This window comes from Serratia sp. DFXYC6 (genome assembly GCF_057196085.1).
Map to the genome: position 1 here is coordinate 115,424 of NZ_JBXUNV010000003.1, position 20,967 is coordinate 136,390.

Consider the following 20,967-nt stretch of genomic DNA (forward strand, 5'->3'; position numbering starts at 1 on the left):
TAACGCAGTATTTTGAGCGCCAAAAGTGAAGAATTCGCCTGTTGCGCGGCGGTGGCAAAGCGCGGCGGGCGGCGTCCGGAAGAAGGTTGAAGAGGGCTGCCGTCATGATAGCGCGGAGTCTGCCCTGGCCCCGGAGCGAACACCATAACAGGACAGTAAAATCAATAAGGAGAACACGTGCCAAAGTACCCGGTCATGTGCTTGATATCTGTGTTGCTTGCGGCACCTGCAGCCTATGCGGCGAACGTGCGGCTGCAGGTGGAGGGGTTAAGCGGAGAGTTGGAAAAAAACGTCCGGGTGCGGCTGTCGTCGATCACGCCTGAAGAGGTCGGCACCGACGGCCGCTTCCGCGCACGGGTGGATGAGGCGGTGCGCCAGGGGCTGCGCGCGCTCGGCTATTACCAGCCAACCATCGAGTTTACGCTGGACGATCGGCCGGGGATGTCGCGTCCGGTGCTGCATGCCAAGGTCAATCCGGGCGAACCGGTGCGCATCGCCGGCGCCAACATCGTGCTGGAAGGTGGCGCGAAGACCGATGAGGACTACCTGGCGCTGGTAAAGAAGGATCGGCCGACCATCGGTGAGATCCTCAACCACGGCAAGTATGACAGTTTCAAAGGCTCGCTGACCGGCCTGGCGCTGCGCAAAGGCTACTTCGACGCCGACATGACCAAAAGCCAGCTCGGCGTGGCCGAAGATCTGCACAAGGCGTTTTGGGATATCGATTTCAACAGCGGCGAACGTTACCGCTTCGGCAAGGTGAAATTCACCGGTTCGCAAATCCGCGAAGACTATCTGCAAAATCTGGTGCCCTTTCATCAGGGGGATTACTACAGTTCGGAGGATTTGGCCGAGCTGAACCGCCGTTTGTCCGCCACCAACTGGTTCAACTCGGTGGTGGTGTCCCCTGATTTCAACGATGCCAAAGAGAACAAGATTTTGCCGTTGGACGCGCTGGTGACGCCGCGCACGCGCAACACCGTCGAAACCGGTATCGGTTATTCCACCGACGTCGGCCCGCGGGTGAAAGGCACCTGGAAAAAGCCCTGGCTCAACGATCGCGGGCATAGCCTGGAAACCAGCGCCAGCGTGTCGGCGCCGGAGCAGCAGCTGGATCTGACTTACAAGATCCCGCTGCTCAAGAACCCGCTGGAGCAGTATTACCTGCTGCAGGGCGGGCTCAAGAACGTCGATCTTAACGACACCAAATCCGTGACCTCCAAAGTGGTGGCCTCGCGCAACTGGGATCTCTCCAGCGGCTGGCAGCGGGCGATCAACCTGACCTGGCGCTGGGATAACTTTACCCAGGGCAACGTCAGCAACACCACCATGCTGCTGTACCCCGGCGTCAGCTTCAACCGCACCCGTTCGCGCGGCGGGCTGATGCCGACCTGGGGCGACAGCCAACGCTATTCCATCGACGTGTCCGACACTTCCTGGGGCTCCGGCGTGGACTTCGCGCTGATGCAGGCGCAGAACGTCTGGATCCGCACCCTGGCCGACAAGCATCGCTTTGTAGCGCGCGGGCAGGTGGGCTGGATCGAAACCAACGACTTCGACAAGGTGCCGCCGGATCTGCGCTTCTTCGCCGGCGGTGACCGCAGCATTCGCGGCTACAAGTACAAAGACATTTCGCCGCGCGGCGACGACGGCAAGCTGACCGGCGCCTCCAAGATGCTGACAGGCTCGCTGGAGTATCAATACAACGTGACCGGCAAATGGTGGGGGGCGATGTTCGTCGATTCCGGTGAAGCGGTGAACGATATCAAGCAGAGCAACTTCAAGACCGGCGCCGGCGTAGGCGTGCGCTGGCAGTCGCCGGTGGGGCCGGTGAAGCTGGATATCGCCGCGCCCGTGGGGGACAAGGACACCCACGGGATGCAGTTCTACATCGGTTTGGGGCCTGAACTATGAGCCTGGTTAAAAAGATTTGCCTCGGATTTCTGGTCATTCTGCTGTTGCTGATCGGCGGCCTGGCCTTCCTGGTGGGGACCACCACCGGTTTGCATATGGTCATCAACGGCGCGGCGCGCTGGGTGCCGGGGCTGGAGATCGCCGGCGTCAGCGGCGGCTGGCGCGATCTGACGCTGAAGGGCGTGAAGTATCAGATGCCGGGCGTGACGGTCAACGCCGGGCAGTTCCATCTCTCCCTCGATCTCTCCTGCTTTAAACGCAGCTCGCTGTGCGTCAACGCTTTGACCGCTCAGGACGTGGACGTGGCGGTGAACACCAAAGAGATGGCGCCCTCCGCGCCGGTGGAGGAGAGCAGTGAACCGACCACCAATCTCAGCACCCCTTATCCGATCACCCTGCGCCTGCTGGCGCTGAATAACGTCAAGGTCACCGTCGACGACACCGCCATTTCTCTGGCCGAGTTCCGCACCGGCGCGCAGTGGCAAGAGCGTGCGCTGACGCTGATGCCAACCAAGATCGGCTCGTTGCTGATTGCCTTGCCGAAAACGCCGCAAAATCCGTTGCCGGAAGCGGTGCAACCGGCGGTCGAGGTGGCGAAAAAGGTCGGTGAGCAGGTTACCGACGCGGCGAAACCGGCGCCGCAGCCGGAGGAGAAGCCGCTCGGCGAAACGCTGAAGGAACTGTTCGCCAAACCGCTGTTGCCGGATCTGCCGGACATCCGCCTGCCGCTGGATATCACCGTGAAAGAGATCAGCGGCGAACAGCTGCGCTTGACCGGCGATACTGACGTGCTGATCACGAGCCTGTTGCTGCAGGCCAGCACGCAGGATCAGCATATCCAGCTGGACAACTTCGACGTGAAGTCGCCGCAGGGCACGCTGTCGGTGCAGGGGCAGGCGACCCTGACCGGCGACTGGCCGGTGGCGCTGACCGCCAACAGCGCGTTGAATATCGACCCGTTGAAGGGCGAGAAGGTGAAGCTGAACATCGACGGCGGGTTGCGTGATGAGCTGAAGGTGGCGCTGAATCTGTCCGGCCCGGTCGGCGCCCAGCTCGATGTGCAAACCCGGCTGGCCGAAGCCGGCCTGCCGCTGGCGCTGACGCTGCAGAGCAAGCAGCTGAAATGGCCGCTGAGCGGCGAGGCGCAGTATCAGGTCAACGATTTCCGCCTGCGCTTTAACGGCAAGGCGACCGACTATGCGCTGTCGACGCGCGCCAATCTGAAAGGCCAGGATCTGCCGCCGGCGGTGCTGACGCTGGACGGCAAAGGCAACGTCGAGCAGTTCAAGCTGGAGCGCCTGCGCCTGGCGGCGCTGCAGGGCAATACCGATCTCACCGCGCTGGTGGACTGGAGCAAGGCCATCAGCTGGACCTCGCAATTGACGCTGAGCGGCATCAATACCGCCAAGCAGTGGCCGGAATGGCCGGCGAAACTCGACGGCAAGATCACCACGCGCGGCAGCCTGCACGGCGGCAGCTGGCAGCTGCAGGTGCCGGTGCTGCAGCTGGACGGCAACGTGAAGCAGAACAAGGTCACGGCGCGCGGCACGCTGAGCGGCAACGCCGCCGGGCAGTGGAAAATCCCCGGCATCGATCTGACGCTGGGGCGCAACCAGCTGAATGTCAAAGGACAGCTGGACGAGAAGAACTGGAACCTGGACGCCAACATCGACGCGCCGCGTCTGGACGGCGCGCTGCCGGGCCTCGGCGGCACCGCCAAAGGGCTGCTGAAGCTGCGCGGCAATCTGCAGGCGCCTCAGCTGCTGGCGGATTTGACCGCCTCCGGCTTGCAGTGGCAGGCGCTGCGCATCAACCGCGTGAAGATCGACGGCGACGTGCGCTCCACGGATCAGATCCAGGGGCAGCTGGCGGTACGCGTCGAGCAGCTGAAGCAGGACGCGCTGGAGGTCAGCCTGCTGACCCTCGACGCCAAAGGCAGCGAGAAGCAGCATCAGCTGCAGTTGAAGATCGACGGCAAACCGGTCTCCGGCCAGCTGGCGCTGCAGGGCAGCTTCGATCGTCAGCAGCAGCGCTGGCGCGGCAATCTGAACAATACCCGCTTCGATACGCCGGTGGGGGAGTGGCGCCTGACGCGCGCCATCGCGCTGGACTACCTGAACACCGCGCAGAAGATCAGCGTCGGGCCGCACTGCTGGCAGAACCCGAACGCCGAGTTGTGCGTGCCGAAGACCATCGAAGCCGGCCAGAGCGGCCAGGCCAGCGTGGTGCTCAACCGGTTCGACCTGGCGATGATCAAGCCGTTCCTCGGCCCGGAGACCGCCCTGAGCGGCGTGTTCACCGGCCGGGCCGACGTCAGCTGGAAACCGGGCGGCGCGCTGCCGGAGGCGAAGGTCACGTTGGCCGGCAACGGCGTCAAGGTGGTGCAGCAGGTGCAGGGCAATGCGCTGCCGATCGCCTTCGATACGCTGACCCTCAACGCCGGCCTGAACAACGGCCGCGCGCAGGCCGACTGGCGGATCAAACTGACCAACAACGGCCAGTTCGACGGCAATATCCAGGTGGCGGATCCGCAGGTGCGGCGCACCATCAGCGGCAATGTCAATATCACCAACATCTCGCTGGCGCTGATCAACCCGGCGCTGATGAAGGGCGAAAGCGCGGCGGGCATGCTGAACGCCAACCTGCGCCTGGGCGGCAGCGCGCAGAAGCCGCTGGTGTTCGGCCGTCTGGCGTTGGATCGGGCGAAGGTGCAAGGACACTGGATGCCGTTCGATATGACCGACGCGCGGCTGGCGGTGAATTTCAACGGCATGACCTCGACGCTGGAAGGGCTGCTCAGCACCACGCGCGGCCAGCTGAATCTGGCGGGCGATGCCGACTGGCGTGACATCAATGCCTGGCGTGCGCGCATTGCCGCCAAGGGCGACAAGCTGCGGGTGACGGTGCCGCCGATGATCCGCATCGACGTATCGCCGGATCTGGTGTTCGAAGCCACGCCGCAGCTGTTCTCGCTCAACGGCAAGGTCGACATCCCTTGGGCGCGCATCACGGTGCAGGAACTGCCGGAAAGCGCGGTGGGCGTCTCTTCCGACGAGGTGATGCTGGACGATCAGCTGAAGCCGATTCAACCGAAGACCGCCTCGATCCCGATCAACAGCAATCTGATGATCCACGTCGGCAACGACGTGCGGCTGGACGCCTTCGGCCTGAAAGCCCGCCTGAAGGGCGATTTGAAAGTGGTGCAGGACAAGAAAGGGTTGGGCCTCAATGGCCAGATTGACATCCCTTCCGGTCGCTTCCATGCTTATGGTCAGGATTTGATCGTGCGTAAAGGGCAGCTGATGTTCTCCGGCCCGCCGGATCAGCCGCTGCTCAATATCGAGGCGATCCGCAACCCGGAATCCACCGAGGACGACGTGACCGCCGGCGTGCGCGTGACCGGCCTGGCGGATGCGCCGAAGCTGGAAGTGTTCTCCGATCCGGCCAAATCGCAACAGGAAGCCCTGTCTTATCTGCTGCGCGGTCAGGGCTTAAGCAGTTCCGGCGCCGACGGCAACGCCATGACGTCGATGTTAATCGGCATGGGGGTTGCACAAAGTGGTCAACTTGTGGGTAAAATCGGCGAGGCATTCGGCGTGAGTAATTTGGCTCTGGACACCCAAGGGGTTGGCGACAATTCCCAGGTTGTCGTGAGCGGCTATGTCCTCCCAGGCTTACAAGTAAAATATGGGGTGGGCATTTTCGACTCGCTGGCCACGCTGACGTTGCGTTATCGCCTGATGCCTAAGTTGTATCTTGAAGCGGTGTCTGGGCTCGACCAGGCATTAGATTTGCTCTATCAGTTTGAGTTTTAGCGATGCGAATAATTGTCTACGGCAGTTTACGGCGCAAACAGGGAAACAGCCATTGGATGACCAACGCCCAATGGCTCGGCGAGCACGAGCTCGAAGGCTATCAGATTTATAATCTGGGCCATTACCCGGCGGCGATCCCTGGAGAGGGCACGATACATTGCGAAGTGTATCGTATTAACTCATCGATTCTGGCAGAGCTGGACGAACTGAAAAGCAACACCAAGGACTATAAGCGCGAGCTGATTCAGACGCCTTATGGGAGTGCGTGGATCTACCTGTATAAACACAGCGTGGACGGTTACCCGCGAATTACCAGCGGTGACTGGCTGAAACGCCTCGAAGATCAGTAATAAAAAAACACCGCTCAATGAGCGGTGTTTTTTCATCGGACGGCGGCGAAAATTACTTCTTGGCAGCGCGTTCGAAGGAGGCGATGATTTCCGCTTTAGCTGCGGCAGCGTCTGCCCAGCCTTCCACTTTCACCCATTTGCCTTTTTCCAGATCTTTGTAGTGCTCGAAGAAGTGAGCGATCTGGGCTTTCAGCAGTTCCGGCAGGTCGTTCACGTCTTTCACGTGATCGTACTCTTTGGTCAGCTTGCTGTGCGGTACCGCAACCAGCTTGGCGTCTTCACCGGCTTCGTCGGTCATCTTCAGCACGCCAACCGGACGGCAGCGGATCACGGAGCCCGGCTGCAGCGGATATGGGGTTGGGACCAGCACGTCAACCGGATCACCATCCAGAGACAGAGTGTGGTTGATGTAGCCGTAGTTGCATGGGTAGAACATCGCGGTGGACATGAAACGGTCAACGAACAGCGCGCCGGTTTCTTTGTCGATTTCGTATTTGATTGGATCGGCGTTGGCCGGGATTTCGATTACTACGTAGATGTCTTCCGGCAGGTCTTTGCCAGCTGGGACCAGATTCAAGCTCATGTCGGTTTCCTTTAATCATCAAACCAGAAATGGAGTGGCGGCTATTATAGCGGACTCTTTTGCGATTTCCTGCCCTTTTCATCGTCGAAAACCCAGTGTCTCTGCGCGCGGAGAATTTCCAGATTAATCCCGCCGCGGCATGAAGTTTTGCCTCCGCCTGCCGATAACTTCAACAAACAATAATGAGCCAGCAAAGCTGGCTCCGCGTTTTGCCACCCCTACTACGTCTGATCTCACTATTCTGAAGCCGGGAAGAACTCATGCTAAAAAAGATTACGGTGAAGGCTGGGCTGATCGCCCTGCTGAGCCTGATGACCATGCTGCTGATCATGGTCAGCGTTATTGGCGTCAACGCGATTAACGAAGGATCGCGCTCGATCCATACCTTAAACCAGATCCTCGGCGAAGAGCTGGGCTCGCTGGCCAACAGCTCCAACCTGACGCTGCGCGCCCGAACCGCCGCCTCGCTGGCGGTGCGCCAACGGGAGATCGGTCAGACTGATGTCTCCGACGCCACCGTGGGCCGCATCTACGGCTACCTCGAGCAGTCGAACAAGGAAATGGCGCGCTTTGTCGGCGTCGGCACCGTGACCGAGCGCGGCCGCGAACTCTCCAATCGTCTGCAAAACAGCTATCGCGCCTACCTCGAGCAGGGCGTGAAGCCGATGGCCGCCGCCATCAAGGCCGGTAAAATCGATGAGTATTACCATATTCAGGAGACCCGCATCTCTGCGTTGAGCATCGCGTTTGAAAAGGATCTCAGCGATTTCCGCAGCTTCGCCATGAAGCTCGGCGAAAAGCAGGTGTATGACGCGGAAAACAACGCCAGCACCAAGATCTCGCTGATCGTGGTGGCGGGCCTGCTCAGCGTGCTGCTGGCGGTGCTGGCCTGGTTCGCGCTGCGCGTGATCATTTTGCGCCCGTTGGATGAGTCCATCGCGCAGTTGGAACACATCGCCGGCGGCGATCTGACCCATGAGATCCGCGGCGAGGGCGATACCGAGATGGGCCGCCTGGTGCGGGCGATGCAGCGCATGCAGCAAGCGCTGGCCAATTCGGTCAGCAAAGTGCGTGACGCCAGCAGCCAGATCGACACCGGTTCACGCGAACTGGCGGCCGGTAACCTGCATCTGGCGCAGCGCACCGAAGAATCGGCCGCTTCGCTGGAAGAGACTGCCGCCAGCATGGAACAGCTGACCTCGACGGTGAAAATGAATGCCGAGAACTGCGAGCAGGCCAATCAGCTGGCGCTGAGCGTGTCCGATATCGCCAACCAGGGCAGCGACGTGGTCAGTCAGGTCATGAGCAAGATGCAGGCGATCACCGACAGCTCGCGCCGTATCGCCGACATCATCAGCGTGATGGACGGCATCGCCTTCCAGACCAATATCCTGGCGTTGAACGCAGCGGTGGAAGCGGCGCGCGCCGGCGAACAGGGCCGCGGTTTCGCGGTGGTGGCCGGCGAAGTGCGCAATCTGGCGCAGCGTAGCGCCCAGTCGGCGAAAGAGATCAAAGGGTTGATCGAAGCGTCGCAGAACCGGGTGCAGGAAGGCGAGCAGATGGTGGAGTCGGCGGCGCAGACCATGAGCGGTATCACCGGTGAAGTGGGCCGGGTGACGGCGTTGATGCGTGAGATCTCGGCGGCGACGCGCGAACAAAGCAGCGGTATCGAACAGGTGAATCTGGCGGTGGCGCAGATGGATCAGGTGGCGCAGCAGAATGCGGCGCTGGTGGAAGAGTCGGCGGCGGCGACGCGCTCGCTGGAAGATCAGGCTCAGCTGCTGGCGCAGAGCATGGCGGCGTTCAAGCTGTAAGGCGATAAGGGTTCGGCGCGGCGCCGAACCCTTGCCAGTAACGCGTTACTCGTCCGGGTTTTCGGCGATGAAGCGTTCTGCGTCTTCTACCATCGACTTGGTGCCGACGAAGAATGGCGCGCGCTGGTGCAGTTTCACCGGCGTGATGTCCAGAATGCGATTTTTGCCATCGCTGGCCTTGCCGCCGGCCTGTTCGGCCAGGAACGCCATCGGGTTGCATTCGTACAGCAGGCGCAGCTTGCCTTGCGGGTGGCTGGCGGTGCTTGGGTAGATGTAGATGCCGCCTTTCAGCAGGTTACGGTGGAAATCCGCCACCAGAGAACCGATGTAGCGCGAGGTATAAGGGCGCTGCGTCGCTTCGTCCTGCTCCTGGCAGTACTTGATGTATTTCTTCACGCCGAGAGGGAACTTGATGTAGTTGCCTTCGTTGATGGAATACATGTTGCCGCTCGCCGGGAAGCGCACTTTCTCGTGAGAGAGGCAGAACACGCCCAGAGACGGATCGTACGTGAAGGCGTGGACGCCGTAACCGGTGGTGTACACCAGCATGGTGGACGAGCCGTAAACCACGTAACCCGCTGCGACCTGGGCGCTGCCCGGCTGCAGGAAGTCTTCTTCGGTCACCGGCGTGCCGACCGGCGTGATGCGACGATAGATAGAGAAAATCGTACCGACCGAGACGTTGACATCGATGTTGGACGAACCGTCCAACGGATCCATCAATACGACATACTTGGCATTTTCAGCTCGCTCGCCGTCGAATATCACGATTTCATCTTCTTCTTCGGAAGCGATACCCGCAACTTCACCACGCGCTTTCAACGCCGCTTTCAGTTTTTCGTTCGCGTACAGGTCCAGTTTCATCTGAACTTCGCCCTGTACGTTGGACACCCCGCTGGTTCCCAGAATATCAACCAGGCCGGCCTTGTTGATGTCGCGGTGGATGATTTTGGCGCCCAGTTTAATTGCAGAAAGTAACGCGGTCAGCTCGCCGGTGGCGTGAGAGAAGTCGTGCTGTTTCTCGACGATAAATTCGCCTAACGTTTTCATGACACAATCCCTGAATCTACGGATGGATAGCGGCCTGTTAACAAACCGCCAACGTTTTCGCGTGCAGTGTAGCCCAAAGATGCGCGCCATTCATAGGCAAATCCATTTCTTCTGGACGATTCTGAGCGTTAGAATATGCCGACATTCGATGCACTCACATGAGAAACCTATGCGCATTCACATTCTTGGGATCTGTGGCACCTTTATGGGCGGGCTGGCGATGCTGGCGCGCTCACTGGGGCATGACGTCACCGGTTCGGACGCCAACGTCTATCCGCCGATGAGCACGCTGCTGGAGAACCAGGGGATCGATCTGATTCAGGGTTATGATCCCGCCCAGCTGGATCCGGCGCCGGATCTGGTGATCATCGGCAACGCCATGACGCGCGGCAACCCGTGCGTGGAGGCGGTGCTGGAGCGTGGTATCCCTTACGTTTCCGGCCCGCAGTGGCTGCACGACGCCGTGTTGCGCGATCGCTGGGTACTGGCGGTCGCCGGCACCCACGGTAAAACCACCACCGCCGGCATGGCGACCTGGATCCTCGAGGCCTGCGGCTACCAGCCCGGCTTTGTCATCGGCGGCGTGCCGGGCAACTTCGACGTATCGGCCCGCCTCGGCGGCAGCCCGTTCTTCGTGATCGAGGCCGACGAGTATGACTGCGCGTTCTTCGACAAACGCTCCAAGTTCGTGCACTACAGCCCGCGCACGCTGATCATGAACAACCTGGAGTTCGACCACGCCGATATTTTCGACGATCTGAAAGCCATCCAGAAACAGTTCCACCACCTGGTGCGTCTGGTGCCGGGCAAAGGCAAAATCATTCTGCCGGACAACGACAGCCACCTGAAGCAGGTGATGGCGATGGGCTGCTGGAGCGAACAGGAGCTGGTGGGCGAAGAGGGCGCCTGGCGCGCGCAGAAGCTGACGCCGGACGCCAGCCATTACGCGGTGTTCCTCGACGGTGAGCAGGTCGGCGAAGTGAAGTGGGCGCTGGTGGGCGAGCACAACATGCATAACGGCCTGATGGCTATCGCCGCGACTCGCCACGTCGGCGTGCAGCCGGCGGATGCCTGCCGCGCGTTGGGCGATTTCATCAATGCCCGTCGCCGTCTGGAGCTGCGTGGCGAAGCCAACGGCGTCACGGTTTACGACGATTTCGCGCACCACCCGACGGCGATCCTGGCCACTCTGGCCGCGCTGCGCGGCAAGGTCGGCGGTACGGCGCGCATTCTGGCGGTGCTGGAACCGCGATCCAACACCATGAAAATGGGCATCAGCAAAAACGATCTGGCGCCTTCGCTCGGCCGTGCCGACGAAGTGTTCCTGTTCCAGCCGCACCACATTCCGTGGCAGGTCGCGGAAGTGGCGGATGCCTGCGTGCAGCCGGCGCATTGGAGCGCGGATCTCGACACGCTGGTGGACATGGTGGTGAAAACCGCACAGCCGGGCGACCACATTCTGGTGATGAGCAACGGCGGTTTCGGCGGTATTCACGATCGCTTGCTGGACGCGCTGGCGAAAAAGCAGGAACCGAAGGTGACCTACTGATCGCTTAGCCGCATAAGCCAACCTAAGGGCCGCATTCGCGGCCTTTTTTACGCCCATAAAAAAGCCCTCGCGAGCGAGGGCAACGGGGTTCGTCGGATAGGACGACGAGAGGGTCTCTGGGAAATCGGCGTTTGCGTCAGAACTCGGCAGTGGCAGTGACGAGGGTAATCAGCTCTGCAAAGCCGTTCCCAGAGTTGTTATTTGTAAATCTCGGCGGTGGCGTGGTAGTTGCCTTCGTTACGGGCTTCGATCACGCGGTAGGCGGTCGCGCCTTTCGCGTCGGCTTTCTCCGACAACGCCTGGCGAATGTCGGTCGGCGCGCCGTCGATGCCGCTGACGGTAATGGTGCCGATAGATTGCAGATTGGCGGTCTGATCGTTAGTCACCAACTGGGCGGCAGACGCGCCGAAGGAGATGACGGACAGCAAACCGAGTGCAGCAACAGTAGTTTTCATGTTCATGATAGCGATCCTTGGTCATAACAGCCTGGAAGGGCTTGGCAGCGATTTTTATTCTTGAAGGCCGTTATGACAGCGTTTGATTCCAGAGATGTATTGCCCGTTGCCGGGTAATGCCGTTACTTATTTGTAGATTTCAGCGGTCGCGTGGAAGTTGCCGTCGTTGCGCGCTTCGATCACGCGGTAAGCGGTCGCCCCTTTGGCGTCGGCTTTGTCGGACAGTGCCTGGCGAATGTCGGAAGGCGCAGCGGCGACGCCGCTCACGGTGATCACACCGGCGGGCTGCAGTTTTGCGGCCTGGGTTGCATCAACAGATTGTGCTGCGAATGCACCAAAGGAAAGCATGGACAGAACGCTCAGGGTTGCAACGGTAGCTTTAATTTTCATCATCTCACCTCATCGTATTCTTTTATCAGTTCCAACGAACTGTGATTCAGTTCACGAAAATGAGTATACAGCTAGTAACGTGAAAAATTAATAGTTCGCTAACAGTTGCTAGTGAAACTTTAACCTCATGATCCTTATTTTTTATAACCGTAAGGAATAAAAAACGCTCATAAAACGATCTTTTGATGTTAAATTTATGTAATTTCAATAAGGTAAGTGATTTTGACCAAAAGTGCGGAAGATCACAGTGGGTACTGCTGGTTACATGGAGATGTCATGGAAATGTGTTGTTGCGGGATAAAAAAGCAGTGTTAAACGCGGTTGAAGGCTGGGAAGGTAACGCGAGGGTTAAAGAAGCGCTAACAAAATGCGGTTTACAGCCGCACTTTGTTAGCGCCAGGTTTCACAGCTCTTGTTCGAACACGCCCAAGATCGCTTCATGCAGCTTCTGAGCGGTAAAGCCGTTGGACGGGGTGACGAAAATCGTGTCGTCGCCGGCAATTGTGCCGAGGATGCCCTGGGATTTACCCAGTGAGTCGAGCAGGCGGGCGATCAGCTGTGCGGCGCCCGGGCTGGTGTGGATCACCACGACGGCATCGTTATGGTCGACGTCGAGCACCAGATTCTTCAATGGGCTGGTGGTGGTCGGCACGCCGAGTTCGGCAGGAAGGCAATACACCATTTCCATTTTGGCATTGCGCGTACGTACCGCGCCGAACTTGGTCAGCATGCGCGATACTTTGGATTGGTTAATGTTTTCGAAGCCTTCTTCTTGCAGCGCCAAAACGATCTCGCCTTGAGAACTGAATTTTTCTTCTTTCAATAACGCTTTGAACGTCTTGATCAGATCTTCCTGTTTTGCGGGATTACGCATTTTGCACCGTGGAATGTTGATAGTGGAAGTCATGATTATGCATATAGATGAATTTTTATGCAACAAAGGCCGCCCCAAAGAAAATAAAAATGACCGGACGGCGAGGAAAGGGCGGCATTTTAACAAAATCCGGCCGCGATGAATATGCCCTTTTGACGACGGAAAATCGGCCTGCGGTGGTAAATAAAATGTTATTAAAATGATGTTGTTCTGATGTTGCGTAAGGGTGTAATGTAACGGCCGGTTAACTTGCTCGTGAATAACCTCGCACTATTTTTGATTAGTGTGCGCTATGCCCTTCATGCGTAAGCGATTTAATCTAAAATGGGCGCGACAGCGGCCGTTTTATTACACCTGCAGGCAAGAATTGGCTAATTTATTGTTTTGAAAGGTGTAATAACGTAAGGTCCGTAACCAACACATTCACGGCGCTTTATATATTTAAGATAATAAAGGAGTATAGGATGAAAGTTGCAGTTCTCGGTGCTGCTGGCGGTATCGGCCAGGCCCTCGCCCTTCTACTCAAAACCCAGCTTCCTTCAGGTTCTGAACTCTCTCTCTACGACATTGCCCCCGTTACCCCAGGCGTTGCCGTCGACTTAAGCCACATCCCAACCGCAGTTAAAATCAAAGGCTTCAGCGGCGAAGACGCGACTCCGGCTCTGCACGGTGCGGACGTGGTGCTGATTTCCGCCGGCGTGGCCCGTAAGCCAGGCATGGATCGCTCTGACCTGTTCAACGTTAACGCCGGCATCGTGCGTAACCTGATTGAGCAAGTGGCGAAAACCTGCCCGAAAGCCTGCATCGGCATCATCACCAACCCGGTTAACACCACGGTCGCCATCGCGGCGGAAGTGCTGAAAAAAGCCGGCGTTTACGACAAGAACAAACTGTTCGGCGTGACTTCGCTGGATATCATCCGTTCCAATACCTTCGTGGCCGAGCTGAAAGGCAAGCAGCCTGAAGAACTGAACGTGCCGGTGATCGGCGGCCACTCTGGCGTGACCATCCTGCCTCTGCTGTCGCAGATCCCTGGCGTGAGCTTCACCGATCAGGAAGTGGCGGATCTGACCAAACGTATTCAGAACGCCGGCACTGAAGTGGTGGAAGCCAAAGCCGGCGGCGGGTCTGCAACGCTGTCCATGGGCCAGGCGGCCGCCCGTTTCGGTCTGTCTCTGGTGCGTGCGCTGCAGGGCGAGAAAGGCGTTGTGGAATGCGCTTACGTTGAAGGCGACGGCAAATACGCTCGCTTCTTCGCGCAGCCGCTGGTGCTGGGCAAGAACGGCGTTGAAGAACGCAAAGATATCGGCACCCTGAGCGCCTTCGAGCAGAAAGCACTGAACGAGATGCTGGACGTGCTGCATAAAGATATCGAACTGGGCGAGAAGTTCATCAATAACTGATCGACACCGATAGTCAGCCGATAAACGCCGCCGGACGCTGTTCCGGCGGTTTTTTTTGCTCCGCGTTCACGATTTGATGCGTGCTTTGCGATCCAGCAGGCAATCGCTGTGCGGATCGTAATAGCGGCTTGGCCAGATCTCCGAAGGGTGGATGCCTATCGCTTCGGCGATCAGCCATTCCCCCTTTGGCCACGGGCGCGACAGCGCATTGGCCAGCGTCGATGAGCTTAATCCGGCCTTGCGCGACACTGCCGCCAGCGTGGTGCCCTGCTTGCGTAGCGCCGCGATGATATCTGCCGGATGCCAATCTGGGTTCCTTGAATTCATGTTTACATTCCTTTTCTGATTAGCCAAAGTTGCGTTAGTGGTATAACTAACGGGTCATGGTTAAGCGTTTGAACAACGTGAAACGCTTATTAGGAAACAAGAATACCATTAAATTTCCTAAAAAATACCCAAGTAATTTCCAAAAAACGACATTGTCCACTATTGCCCAGAGATGATGGCTATGAAAAACGAGTGGTTTGCCGCCAAGGAACTGACAGGCATCGCAGGATTACCCTCCTCACCACAGGGAATCAATCTGATGGCCCGACGCGAAGGCTGGATCAGCCGCAGGCGTAAAGGCGTGCAGGGAAAAGCGTTGGAGTATCATATCGACAGCCTGCCTCCAGGCGTGCGTAACCTGCTGGCGCTGAAAGAAGACGGGGCGACATATGACGTAGAACGCCAGGATCCGTTGGCGGTCTGGATCGAGTATTACTACCATTTGACGGAGAGCGAGCGCGAGAAAATGGTGGCTTTCCTGATGCGGGAAGGGATTGGCGGCCTGCTGGCGCGTATCGACGAAGAGAGCAATACCTAGGCAGGCCCGCGTGGGCGGGCCTGATGAATGTATTGCGAAATTAAAATTTCTTAAAAATCGCGTTGTACCGCCAAATGGGCCAGGCCTTCCAGCGCCGTGCGGTGCTCCGAGGCCGGCAAGACCTGCAGCGCGGCGATCGCTTTGTCGGCTTCTTCCTCGGCGCGTTTGCGGGTGTATTCCAGCGAACCGCATTGCTGCATCGCCTGCAGCACCGGCTCCAACAGGTGGCGGCCGTTGCCTTGCTCAATCGCGCCGCGGATCATGTCACGCTGGGCGTCGTCGCCGTTGTGCATCGCGTGCAGCAGCGGCAGGGTCGGTTTCCCTTCGTTCAGATCGTCGCCGGTGTTTTTGCCCAGCGTGCTGCCGTCGGCGCTGTAGTCGAGCAGATCGTCGATCAGCTGGAAAGCGGTGCCGAGGTAGCGGCCATAATCTTGCAGCGCCTGTTCTTGCTCAGCGCTGGCGCCGGACAGGATCGCCGACGATTGCGCCGCCGCTTCAAACAGACGGGCGGTTTTGCTGTAGATCACCCGCATATAACTTTCTTCGCTGATGTCGGGATCGTGCACGTTCATCAACTGCAGCACTTCACCTTCGGCGATGACGTTGACCGCCTCCGACATCAGCGCCAGCACGCGCAGGGATTCCAGGCTGGTCATCATCTGGAAGGCGCGGGTATAGATAAAGTCGCCGACCAGCACGCTGGCGGCGTTGCCGAACGCTGCGTTGGCGGTGGCTTTGCCGCGGCGCATGTCCGATTCGTCGACGACGTCGTCATGCAACAGCGTGGCGGTATGAATGAATTCGATCAGGGCGGCTACGGTGACGTGCTTGTTGCCTTCGTAGCCCAACGCCCGCGCCGCCAGGACGGCGATCATCGGCCGGATGCGCTTACCGCCACCGCTGATAATGTAATAGCCAAGCTGATTGATGAGCGTGACATCGGAATTCAGCTGTTCGAGAATTGTTGCGTTCACGGCCGCCATATCTTGCGCGGTTAACTCGGTAATTTGCTCTAGGTTCATTGTGTTTTTTTCAGCTGTGTTTCTCTTCACCGCGTTGAGATCGCTGCTCACATCGGTACATGGCGGTAACTGTCCCTATGATTGTACTTGAAAAACGGTTCAGATAAACGCCACGAAAGAAACTGCGCTTTTTTTCTTCTTTTTTCTCCTTCTGGTCTTATTCTGCTCTTGTCATGCGCCGCTTTTTTGCGTAGAATTCGCGCCCTATTGTGAATATTTATAGCGCGCTCTGAACTAACACAGTCGGGCACGCGGAAAGCGGAGTTTTATATGTACGCGGTTTTCCAAAGTGGTGGTAAACAACACCGAGTAAGCGAAGGTCAGACCGTTCGCTTGGAAAAGCTGGACATCGCAACTGGTGAAGCGGTTGAGTTTGACCAGATTCTGATGATCGCTAATGGCGAAGATATCAAAATCGGCGTTCCTTTCGTCGATGGCGGCAAGATCAAAGCTGAAGTCGTTGCTCACGGTCGTGGCGAGAAAATTAAAATCGTTAAGTTTCGTCGTCGTAAACACCACCGTAAGCAGCAGGGCCACCGTCAGTGGTTCACTGACGTTAAAATCACCGGCATCAGCGCTTAAGTTAGGAGAGCGGATTAATGGCACACAAAAAGGCTGGCGGCTCGACTCGTAACGGTCGCGATTCAGAAGCTAAACGTCTGGGCGTAAAACGCTTTGGCGGCGAAGCAGTACTGGCAGGCAGCATCATCGTTCGTCAGCGCGGCACCAAATTCCACGCTGGTACCAACGTGGGTTGCGGCAAAGACCACACTCTGTTTGCTTTGAAAGACGGTAAAGTCAAATTCGAAGTTAAAGGCCCGAGCAATCGTAAATTCATCAGCATCGAAGCTGAATAATTTTTCGAGCCTTACGAAATAGATGTAAGCCCCGCAATTCGTTGCGGGGCTTTTTACATTTATGGGTTGCCTGAGGGTTGGCCCGTCAGCGTTGGCGAAGGTGATATGGATACGAAGCAGCAGGTCGGCGTTGGTATTTCTTTGGCGTTAACCACGGCGGTTTGCTGGGGCGCGTTGCCGATCGCGATGAAAGAAGTGTTGGTGGTGATGGAGCCGTTTACCGTTGTCTGGTATCGCTTTACCATGGCCGCCATCGGTTTGGGCCTGATCCTTGCGGTGCGCGGCAAGCTGCCGCCGCTGACGATGTTCCGCCAGCCGCGTTGGCTGCTGCTGTTGGCGATCGCGACGGCGGGGCTGCTGGGCAACTTTGTGTTCTTCAGCTCCTCGCTGCAATACCTGAGCCCGACGGCGTCGCAGGTGATTGGCCAGCTGTCGCCAGTCGGTATGATGTTCGCCAGCGTGCTGATTTTAAAAGAGCGCATGCGCATCACCCAGGTCATTGGCGCCCTGATGCTGATTTGCGGGCTGATGCTGTTTTTCAACGTCAGTCTGATAGAGATCTTCACCCGGCTGACGGACTACACGCTGGGCGTCATGCTGGGCGTGTGTGCGGCGATGGTCTGGGTGAGCTATGGCGTGGCGCAAAAGGTGTTGCTGCGCCGGCTGGCTTCGCCGCAGATCCTGGTTATGTTGTACACTTTATGTGCGATTGCGTTGTTCCCTCTGGCCAAACCCGAGGTGATTTTCCAGCTTAGCGGCTGGCAATTGGCGTGCCTGCTGTTTTGCGGCGCCAACACGCTGATCGGCTATGGCGCGCTGGCAGAAGCGATGGCGCGCTGGCAGGCGGCGCAGGTGAGCGCGTTGGTTACGCTGACCCCGCTGTTTACCCTGCTGTTTTCAGATTTATTGGCGCTGGCTTGGCCCCAGGCATTCGCCATGCCGACGCTGAACATCGTCGGCTATGTCGGTGCGTTTGTGGTTGTGGCGGGCGCCATGTTTTCCGCAATTGGTCACCGGTGGTGGCCGCGACGGGCAGACCCCCCCCTGGTTGCTCCTTTGAAGCAGCCCGGTGAATGATTTACGGAGACGGTAAATGAAGTTTGTAGATGAAGCAGCGATTCTGGTCGTTGCAGGCGACGGCGGCAACGGGTGCGTCAGCTTCCGCCGCGAAAAATATATCCCGAACGGTGGGCCTGACGGCGGTGACGGCGGCGACGGCGGCGACGTCTACCTGCTGGCGGACGAGAACCTTAACACCCTGATCGACTACCGCTTTGAGAAGTCTTTCCGCGCCGAACGCGGCCAGAATGGCCAGAGCCGCGACTGTACCGGCAAACGCGGTAAAGACGTCATCATCAAGGTACCGGTCGGCACGCGCGTGAAGGATCAGGGCACCGGCGAGATCCTCGGCGACATGACCCGCCACGAGCAGAAGCTGATGGTCGCTAAAGGCGGCTGGCACGGTCTGGGCAACACCCGTTTCAAATCTTCGGTCAACCGCGCGCCGCGTCAGAAGACGCTGGGTACCGCCGGCGAAGCGCGTGACCTGTTGCTGGAGCTGTTGCTGCTGGCCGATGTGGGCATGCTGGGGCTGCCGAACGCCGGCAAATCGACCTTCATCCGCGCGGTGTCCGCCGCCAAGCCGAAGGTGGCCGATTATCCGTTTACCACGCTGGTGCCGAGCCTGGGCGTGGTGCGCATGGATCACGAGCAGAGCTTTGTGGTCGCCGACATTCCGGGGCTGATCGAGGGCGCCTCCGAAGGCGCCGGCCTGGGTATTCGTTTCCTGAAACACCTGGAGCGTTGCCGCGTGCTGCTGCACCTGGTGGACATCGCGCCGATCGACGAATCCGATCCGGTGGAAAACGCCAAAGTCATCATTAACGAGTTGAACCAATACAGCGAAAATCTGGCGCAGAAGCCGCGCTGGCTGGTGTTCAACAAAATTGATGTGATTGGTGAGGAAGAAGCCGCCGAACGCGCCAAGGCGATTGTGGAAGGCATGGGCTGGGAAGGGAAGTACTACATGATCTCCGCCGCCAACCGCGAAGGCGTCAACGCGCTGTGCTGGGACGTGATGAACTTCATCAACACCCAGCCGAAAGCGATGGCGATCGAAGAAAGCGCACCGGAAAAAGTCGAATTCATGTGGGATGACTACCACCGCGAGCAAATCGCGGAAGTGGAAGCCGAAGCGGAAGATGACTGGGATGACGACTGGGACGAAGACGACGACGAAGGCGTCGAAATCATTTACCAGAAGTAATTCGGTGATAAAGGGCTCAGCAACGCTGGGCCCTTATTATTTGAGCGCCTTTTCCGGCAGCCAGCACTGGGCATTCAGGCCGCGCGCATCGCGGCGGTTTTCCAGCGTCAAACGCCCCTGGTGCAGTTGCGCGATGCGGATCACGATATTCAGGCCCAGTCCGCTGCCGCCGTAGCGTTGATCCATGCGGCGAAACGCCTGCGTCAGCTCCCCGACCATTTCTTCCTTGATTCCCGGGCCATCGTCGATGACCTGCAGCAGATAGCCGTTGTCTTGCGGCGTTAACCGCACCTGTATCGCGCCGCCTTCCGGGCCGTAACGGTGAGCGTTTTCGACCAGGTTGCGCAGCAGAAGCCGCAGCAACACCGGATCGCCGTTCACTGTGGCAGCAGCCGGCAATTGCCAGCCCAGCGTCTGCCCGCGTTGGGCGGCCATTTCGTCGAGCTCTTCGCGCAGCGGCTGGATCACATCGGCCACCCAATCGAAATGCTGATAATGGCCGCTGGCGAAGTCTTGCCCGGCGCGCGACAGCATCAGCAACTGCTCGACGGTATGCATCAGCTGATCGATGCGGGCGATCAGCGCCTGGCTGCCCTTGACGCCTTGTTTTTCCATCAATTCCAGATGCAGGCGGATGCCGGCCAGCGGCGTGCGCAGTTCGTGGGCGGCGTCGGCGGTGAACAGGCGTTCCTGTTGAATGGTGTTGTCCAACCGTGAGAACAGCTGATTGAGCGCATTGGTGACGGCCACCATTTCCTGGCTATCGCTGGTGATCGGCAGCGGCGTCAGGTTATCGGCAGAGCGCTTTTCCAGCCGCTGTTGCAGTTGGTTGAGTGGGCGGATGATCCAGCTGATAGCCCAGAATGACGCCAACAGGGTGACGATCATCATGATCAGCGAAGGCGCCAACAGCGATGCGATGGCCTCGGCGATCTCGGTATCGACGCGTTCGGTACGCACTTTGGCGGACAGGGTTTCGTCCACCAGGAAGCTGATCTGCTCCTGGCTTTCGTGCCACAGCCAGAAGGCGCTGATGAGTTGCGTGACCAGCAGGATCAGCGCCAGCATCAGCAGCAGGCGGCGGCGCATGCTGATCATGACGAGGGTTCCAGGCGGTAGCCGATGCCGCGCACGGTGCGAATGCGATCCTTGCCCAGTTTGCGGCGCAGGTTGTGAATATGCACTTCCAGGGTGTTGGAACCTAAATCATCTTGCCAGGTGTAGAGATCCTGCTGCAGGAGTTCGCGGTTGACCGTCTGCCCGGCACGCATGATCAGGCGCGCCAGAATGGCGAACTCTTTCGGCGTGACCTCCACCGGCTGCTGTTGCAGATAGACCTGCTGGCTGGAGAGATTCAACTGCAGGTCATCCACCTGCATCAGATTGTCGCTGTGGCCCTGGTAGCGCCGCAGGAGAGCGCGCACGCGCGCCTGCAGCTCAACCAGCGCGAAGGGTTTGACCAGGTAGTCGTCGGCGCCGGCGTCCAGCCCATCGACGCGGTCTTCCAGGGCGTCGCGGGCGGTCAGGATCAGCACCGGCAGATCGATCTGCTGGCGGCGCCACTGCCGCAGCAGCGCTGCGCCGTCCATGTCCGGCAGGCCGAGATCCAGGATCACCATGCTGTATTGGCTGGTGATGAGCAGGCTGCTGGCCTCCGCCGCTGTGGCGGCGCAGTCGCACACGTAGCCTTCACCGGTCAGCGCCAGCGCCAGCCCTTGTTGCAGCAGTTCATCATCTTCAACGACCAGCAGCTTCATGGC

The 20,967-nt window shown here is 58.7% G+C and carries 20 protein-coding genes; 11 read left to right on the top strand and 9 right to left on the bottom strand.

What is annotated here, in order from left to right:
• Positions 1–195 precede the first annotated feature (195 nt).
• From tamA to AC2CGQ_RS16865, 3 genes are read left to right on the top strand one after another with little or no spacing between them, the layout of a single operon-like run.
• On the top strand, positions 196–1,914 hold the full coding sequence (gene tamA, locus AC2CGQ_RS16855; RefSeq protein ID WP_170310347.1) for an autotransporter assembly complex protein TamA: 1,719 nt from the start codon (positions 196–198) through the stop codon (positions 1,912–1,914).
• Positions 1,911–5,729, top strand: coding sequence for an autotransporter assembly complex protein TamB (gene tamB, locus AC2CGQ_RS16860; RefSeq protein ID WP_076740834.1), 3,819 nt, complete (start codon positions 1,911–1,913; stop codon positions 5,727–5,729). The genes tamA and tamB overlap by 4 nt, the downstream gene beginning before the upstream one ends.
• A 2-nt stretch (positions 5,730–5,731) precedes the next feature.
• Entirely contained in the window at positions 5,732–6,079 is a 348-nt protein-coding gene (locus AC2CGQ_RS16865) for a gamma-glutamylcyclotransferase family protein (protein ID WP_004933596.1), read from the top strand.
• A 52-nt stretch (positions 6,080–6,131) separates the two neighbouring features.
• On the opposite strand, the gene ppa is transcribed toward AC2CGQ_RS16865, so the two are convergent.
• Positions 6,132–6,662 carry an inorganic diphosphatase gene (gene ppa / locus AC2CGQ_RS16870; protein ID WP_004933594.1) on the bottom strand — a complete coding sequence of 177 codons (531 nt, stop codon included), beginning with the start codon at positions 6,660–6,662 and terminating at the stop codon, positions 6,132–6,134.
• A gap of 260 nt (positions 6,663–6,922) precedes the next feature.
• Here ppa and AC2CGQ_RS16875 point away from each other — a divergent pair, with 260 nt between their 5' ends.
• Complete coding sequence (locus AC2CGQ_RS16875; RefSeq protein ID WP_033631621.1) at positions 6,923–8,476, top strand: methyl-accepting chemotaxis protein; 1,554 nt, start codon at positions 6,923–6,925, stop codon at positions 8,474–8,476.
• A gap of 45 nt (positions 8,477–8,521) precedes the next feature.
• Here the strand turns inward: AC2CGQ_RS16875 and fbp are convergent, their stop codons facing one another.
• Positions 8,522–9,526, bottom strand: coding sequence for a class 1 fructose-bisphosphatase (gene fbp / locus AC2CGQ_RS16880; protein ID WP_004933587.1), 1,005 nt, complete (start codon positions 9,524–9,526; stop codon positions 8,522–8,524).
• A gap of 169 nt (positions 9,527–9,695) precedes the next feature.
• Here fbp and mpl point away from each other — a divergent pair, with 169 nt between their 5' ends.
• The gene (mpl, locus tag AC2CGQ_RS16885; RefSeq protein WP_004933582.1) at positions 9,696–11,075 is read left to right on the top strand and encodes a UDP-N-acetylmuramate:L-alanyl-gamma-D-glutamyl-meso-diaminopimelate ligase; all 1,380 of its coding nucleotides are present in this window, start codon (positions 9,696–9,698) and stop codon (positions 11,073–11,075) included.
• 197 nt (positions 11,076–11,272) lie between these two features.
• Here mpl and yhcN (AC2CGQ_RS16890) read toward each other — a convergent pair whose 3' ends face one another.
• The 3 genes from yhcN (AC2CGQ_RS16890) to argR all read right to left on the bottom strand — a co-directional run bounded on the left by yhcN (AC2CGQ_RS16890) (position 11,273) and on the right by argR (position 12,794).
• Entirely contained in the window at positions 11,273–11,536 is a 264-nt protein-coding gene (yhcN, locus tag AC2CGQ_RS16890) for a peroxide/acid stress response protein YhcN (protein WP_004933578.1), read from the bottom strand.
• 120 nt (positions 11,537–11,656) lie between these two features.
• Positions 11,657–11,920 carry a peroxide/acid stress response protein YhcN gene (yhcN, locus tag AC2CGQ_RS16895; RefSeq protein ID WP_004933574.1) on the bottom strand — a complete coding sequence of 88 codons (264 nt, stop codon included), beginning with the start codon at positions 11,918–11,920 and terminating at the stop codon, positions 11,657–11,659.
• A gap of 403 nt (positions 11,921–12,323) precedes the next feature.
• A complete protein-coding gene (gene argR, locus AC2CGQ_RS16900; RefSeq protein WP_004933572.1) occupies positions 12,324–12,794 on the bottom strand; it encodes a transcriptional regulator ArgR in 471 nt (156 codons plus the stop codon).
• Between the two features lie 464 nt (positions 12,795–13,258).
• Here argR and mdh point away from each other — a divergent pair, with 464 nt between their 5' ends.
• Entirely contained in the window at positions 13,259–14,197 is a 939-nt protein-coding gene (gene mdh / locus AC2CGQ_RS16905) for a malate dehydrogenase (protein WP_004933569.1), read from the top strand.
• 66 nt (positions 14,198–14,263) lie between these two features.
• Here mdh and AC2CGQ_RS16910 read toward each other — a convergent pair whose 3' ends face one another.
• On the bottom strand, positions 14,264–14,524 hold the full coding sequence (locus AC2CGQ_RS16910) for a helix-turn-helix domain-containing protein (protein WP_004933567.1): 261 nt from the start codon (positions 14,522–14,524) through the stop codon (positions 14,264–14,266).
• A gap of 181 nt (positions 14,525–14,705) precedes the next feature.
• Here AC2CGQ_RS16910 and AC2CGQ_RS16915 point away from each other — a divergent pair, with 181 nt between their 5' ends.
• Entirely contained in the window at positions 14,706–15,062 is a 357-nt protein-coding gene (locus AC2CGQ_RS16915) for a DNA-binding protein (RefSeq protein ID WP_015376406.1), read from the top strand.
• Positions 15,063–15,112: 50 nt separating this feature from the next.
• Here the strand turns inward: AC2CGQ_RS16915 and ispB are convergent, their stop codons facing one another.
• A complete protein-coding gene (gene ispB, locus AC2CGQ_RS16920; RefSeq protein ID WP_016929331.1) occupies positions 15,113–16,084 on the bottom strand; it encodes an octaprenyl diphosphate synthase in 972 nt (323 codons plus the stop codon).
• Positions 16,085–16,354: 270 nt separating this feature from the next.
• On the opposite strand from ispB, the gene rplU reads away from it, so the two are divergent.
• The 4 genes from rplU (at position 16,355) to cgtA (ending at position 19,207) form a co-directional block, all read left to right on the top strand.
• Complete coding sequence (rplU, locus tag AC2CGQ_RS16925) at positions 16,355–16,666, top strand: 50S ribosomal protein L21 (RefSeq protein WP_004933561.1); 312 nt, start codon at positions 16,355–16,357, stop codon at positions 16,664–16,666.
• A 17-nt stretch (positions 16,667–16,683) separates the two neighbouring features.
• Entirely contained in the window at positions 16,684–16,941 is a 258-nt protein-coding gene (rpmA, locus tag AC2CGQ_RS16930) for a 50S ribosomal protein L27 (protein ID WP_004933559.1), read from the top strand.
• Between the two features lie 105 nt (positions 16,942–17,046).
• The gene (locus tag AC2CGQ_RS16935) at positions 17,047–18,018 is read left to right on the top strand and encodes a DMT family transporter (protein WP_016929330.1); all 972 of its coding nucleotides are present in this window, start codon (positions 17,047–17,049) and stop codon (positions 18,016–18,018) included.
• A 16-nt stretch (positions 18,019–18,034) separates the two neighbouring features.
• Positions 18,035–19,207, top strand: coding sequence for an Obg family GTPase CgtA (cgtA, locus tag AC2CGQ_RS16940; RefSeq protein WP_004933553.1), 1,173 nt, complete (start codon positions 18,035–18,037; stop codon positions 19,205–19,207).
• A gap of 36 nt (positions 19,208–19,243) precedes the next feature.
• Here the strand turns inward: cgtA and pmrB are convergent, their stop codons facing one another.
• Positions 19,244–20,305 (bottom strand): two-component system sensor histidine kinase PmrB, encoded by a 1,062-nt coding sequence (gene pmrB, locus AC2CGQ_RS16945; protein WP_021504259.1) that lies wholly within the window; start codon positions 20,303–20,305, stop codon positions 19,244–19,246.
• The gene (pmrA, locus tag AC2CGQ_RS16950) at positions 20,302–20,964 is read right to left on the bottom strand and encodes a two-component system response regulator PmrA (protein ID WP_004933545.1); all 663 of its coding nucleotides are present in this window, start codon (positions 20,962–20,964) and stop codon (positions 20,302–20,304) included. Before pmrA ends, pmrB begins: the two co-directional genes overlap by 4 nt.
• Positions 20,965–20,967: the final 3 nt, after the last annotated feature.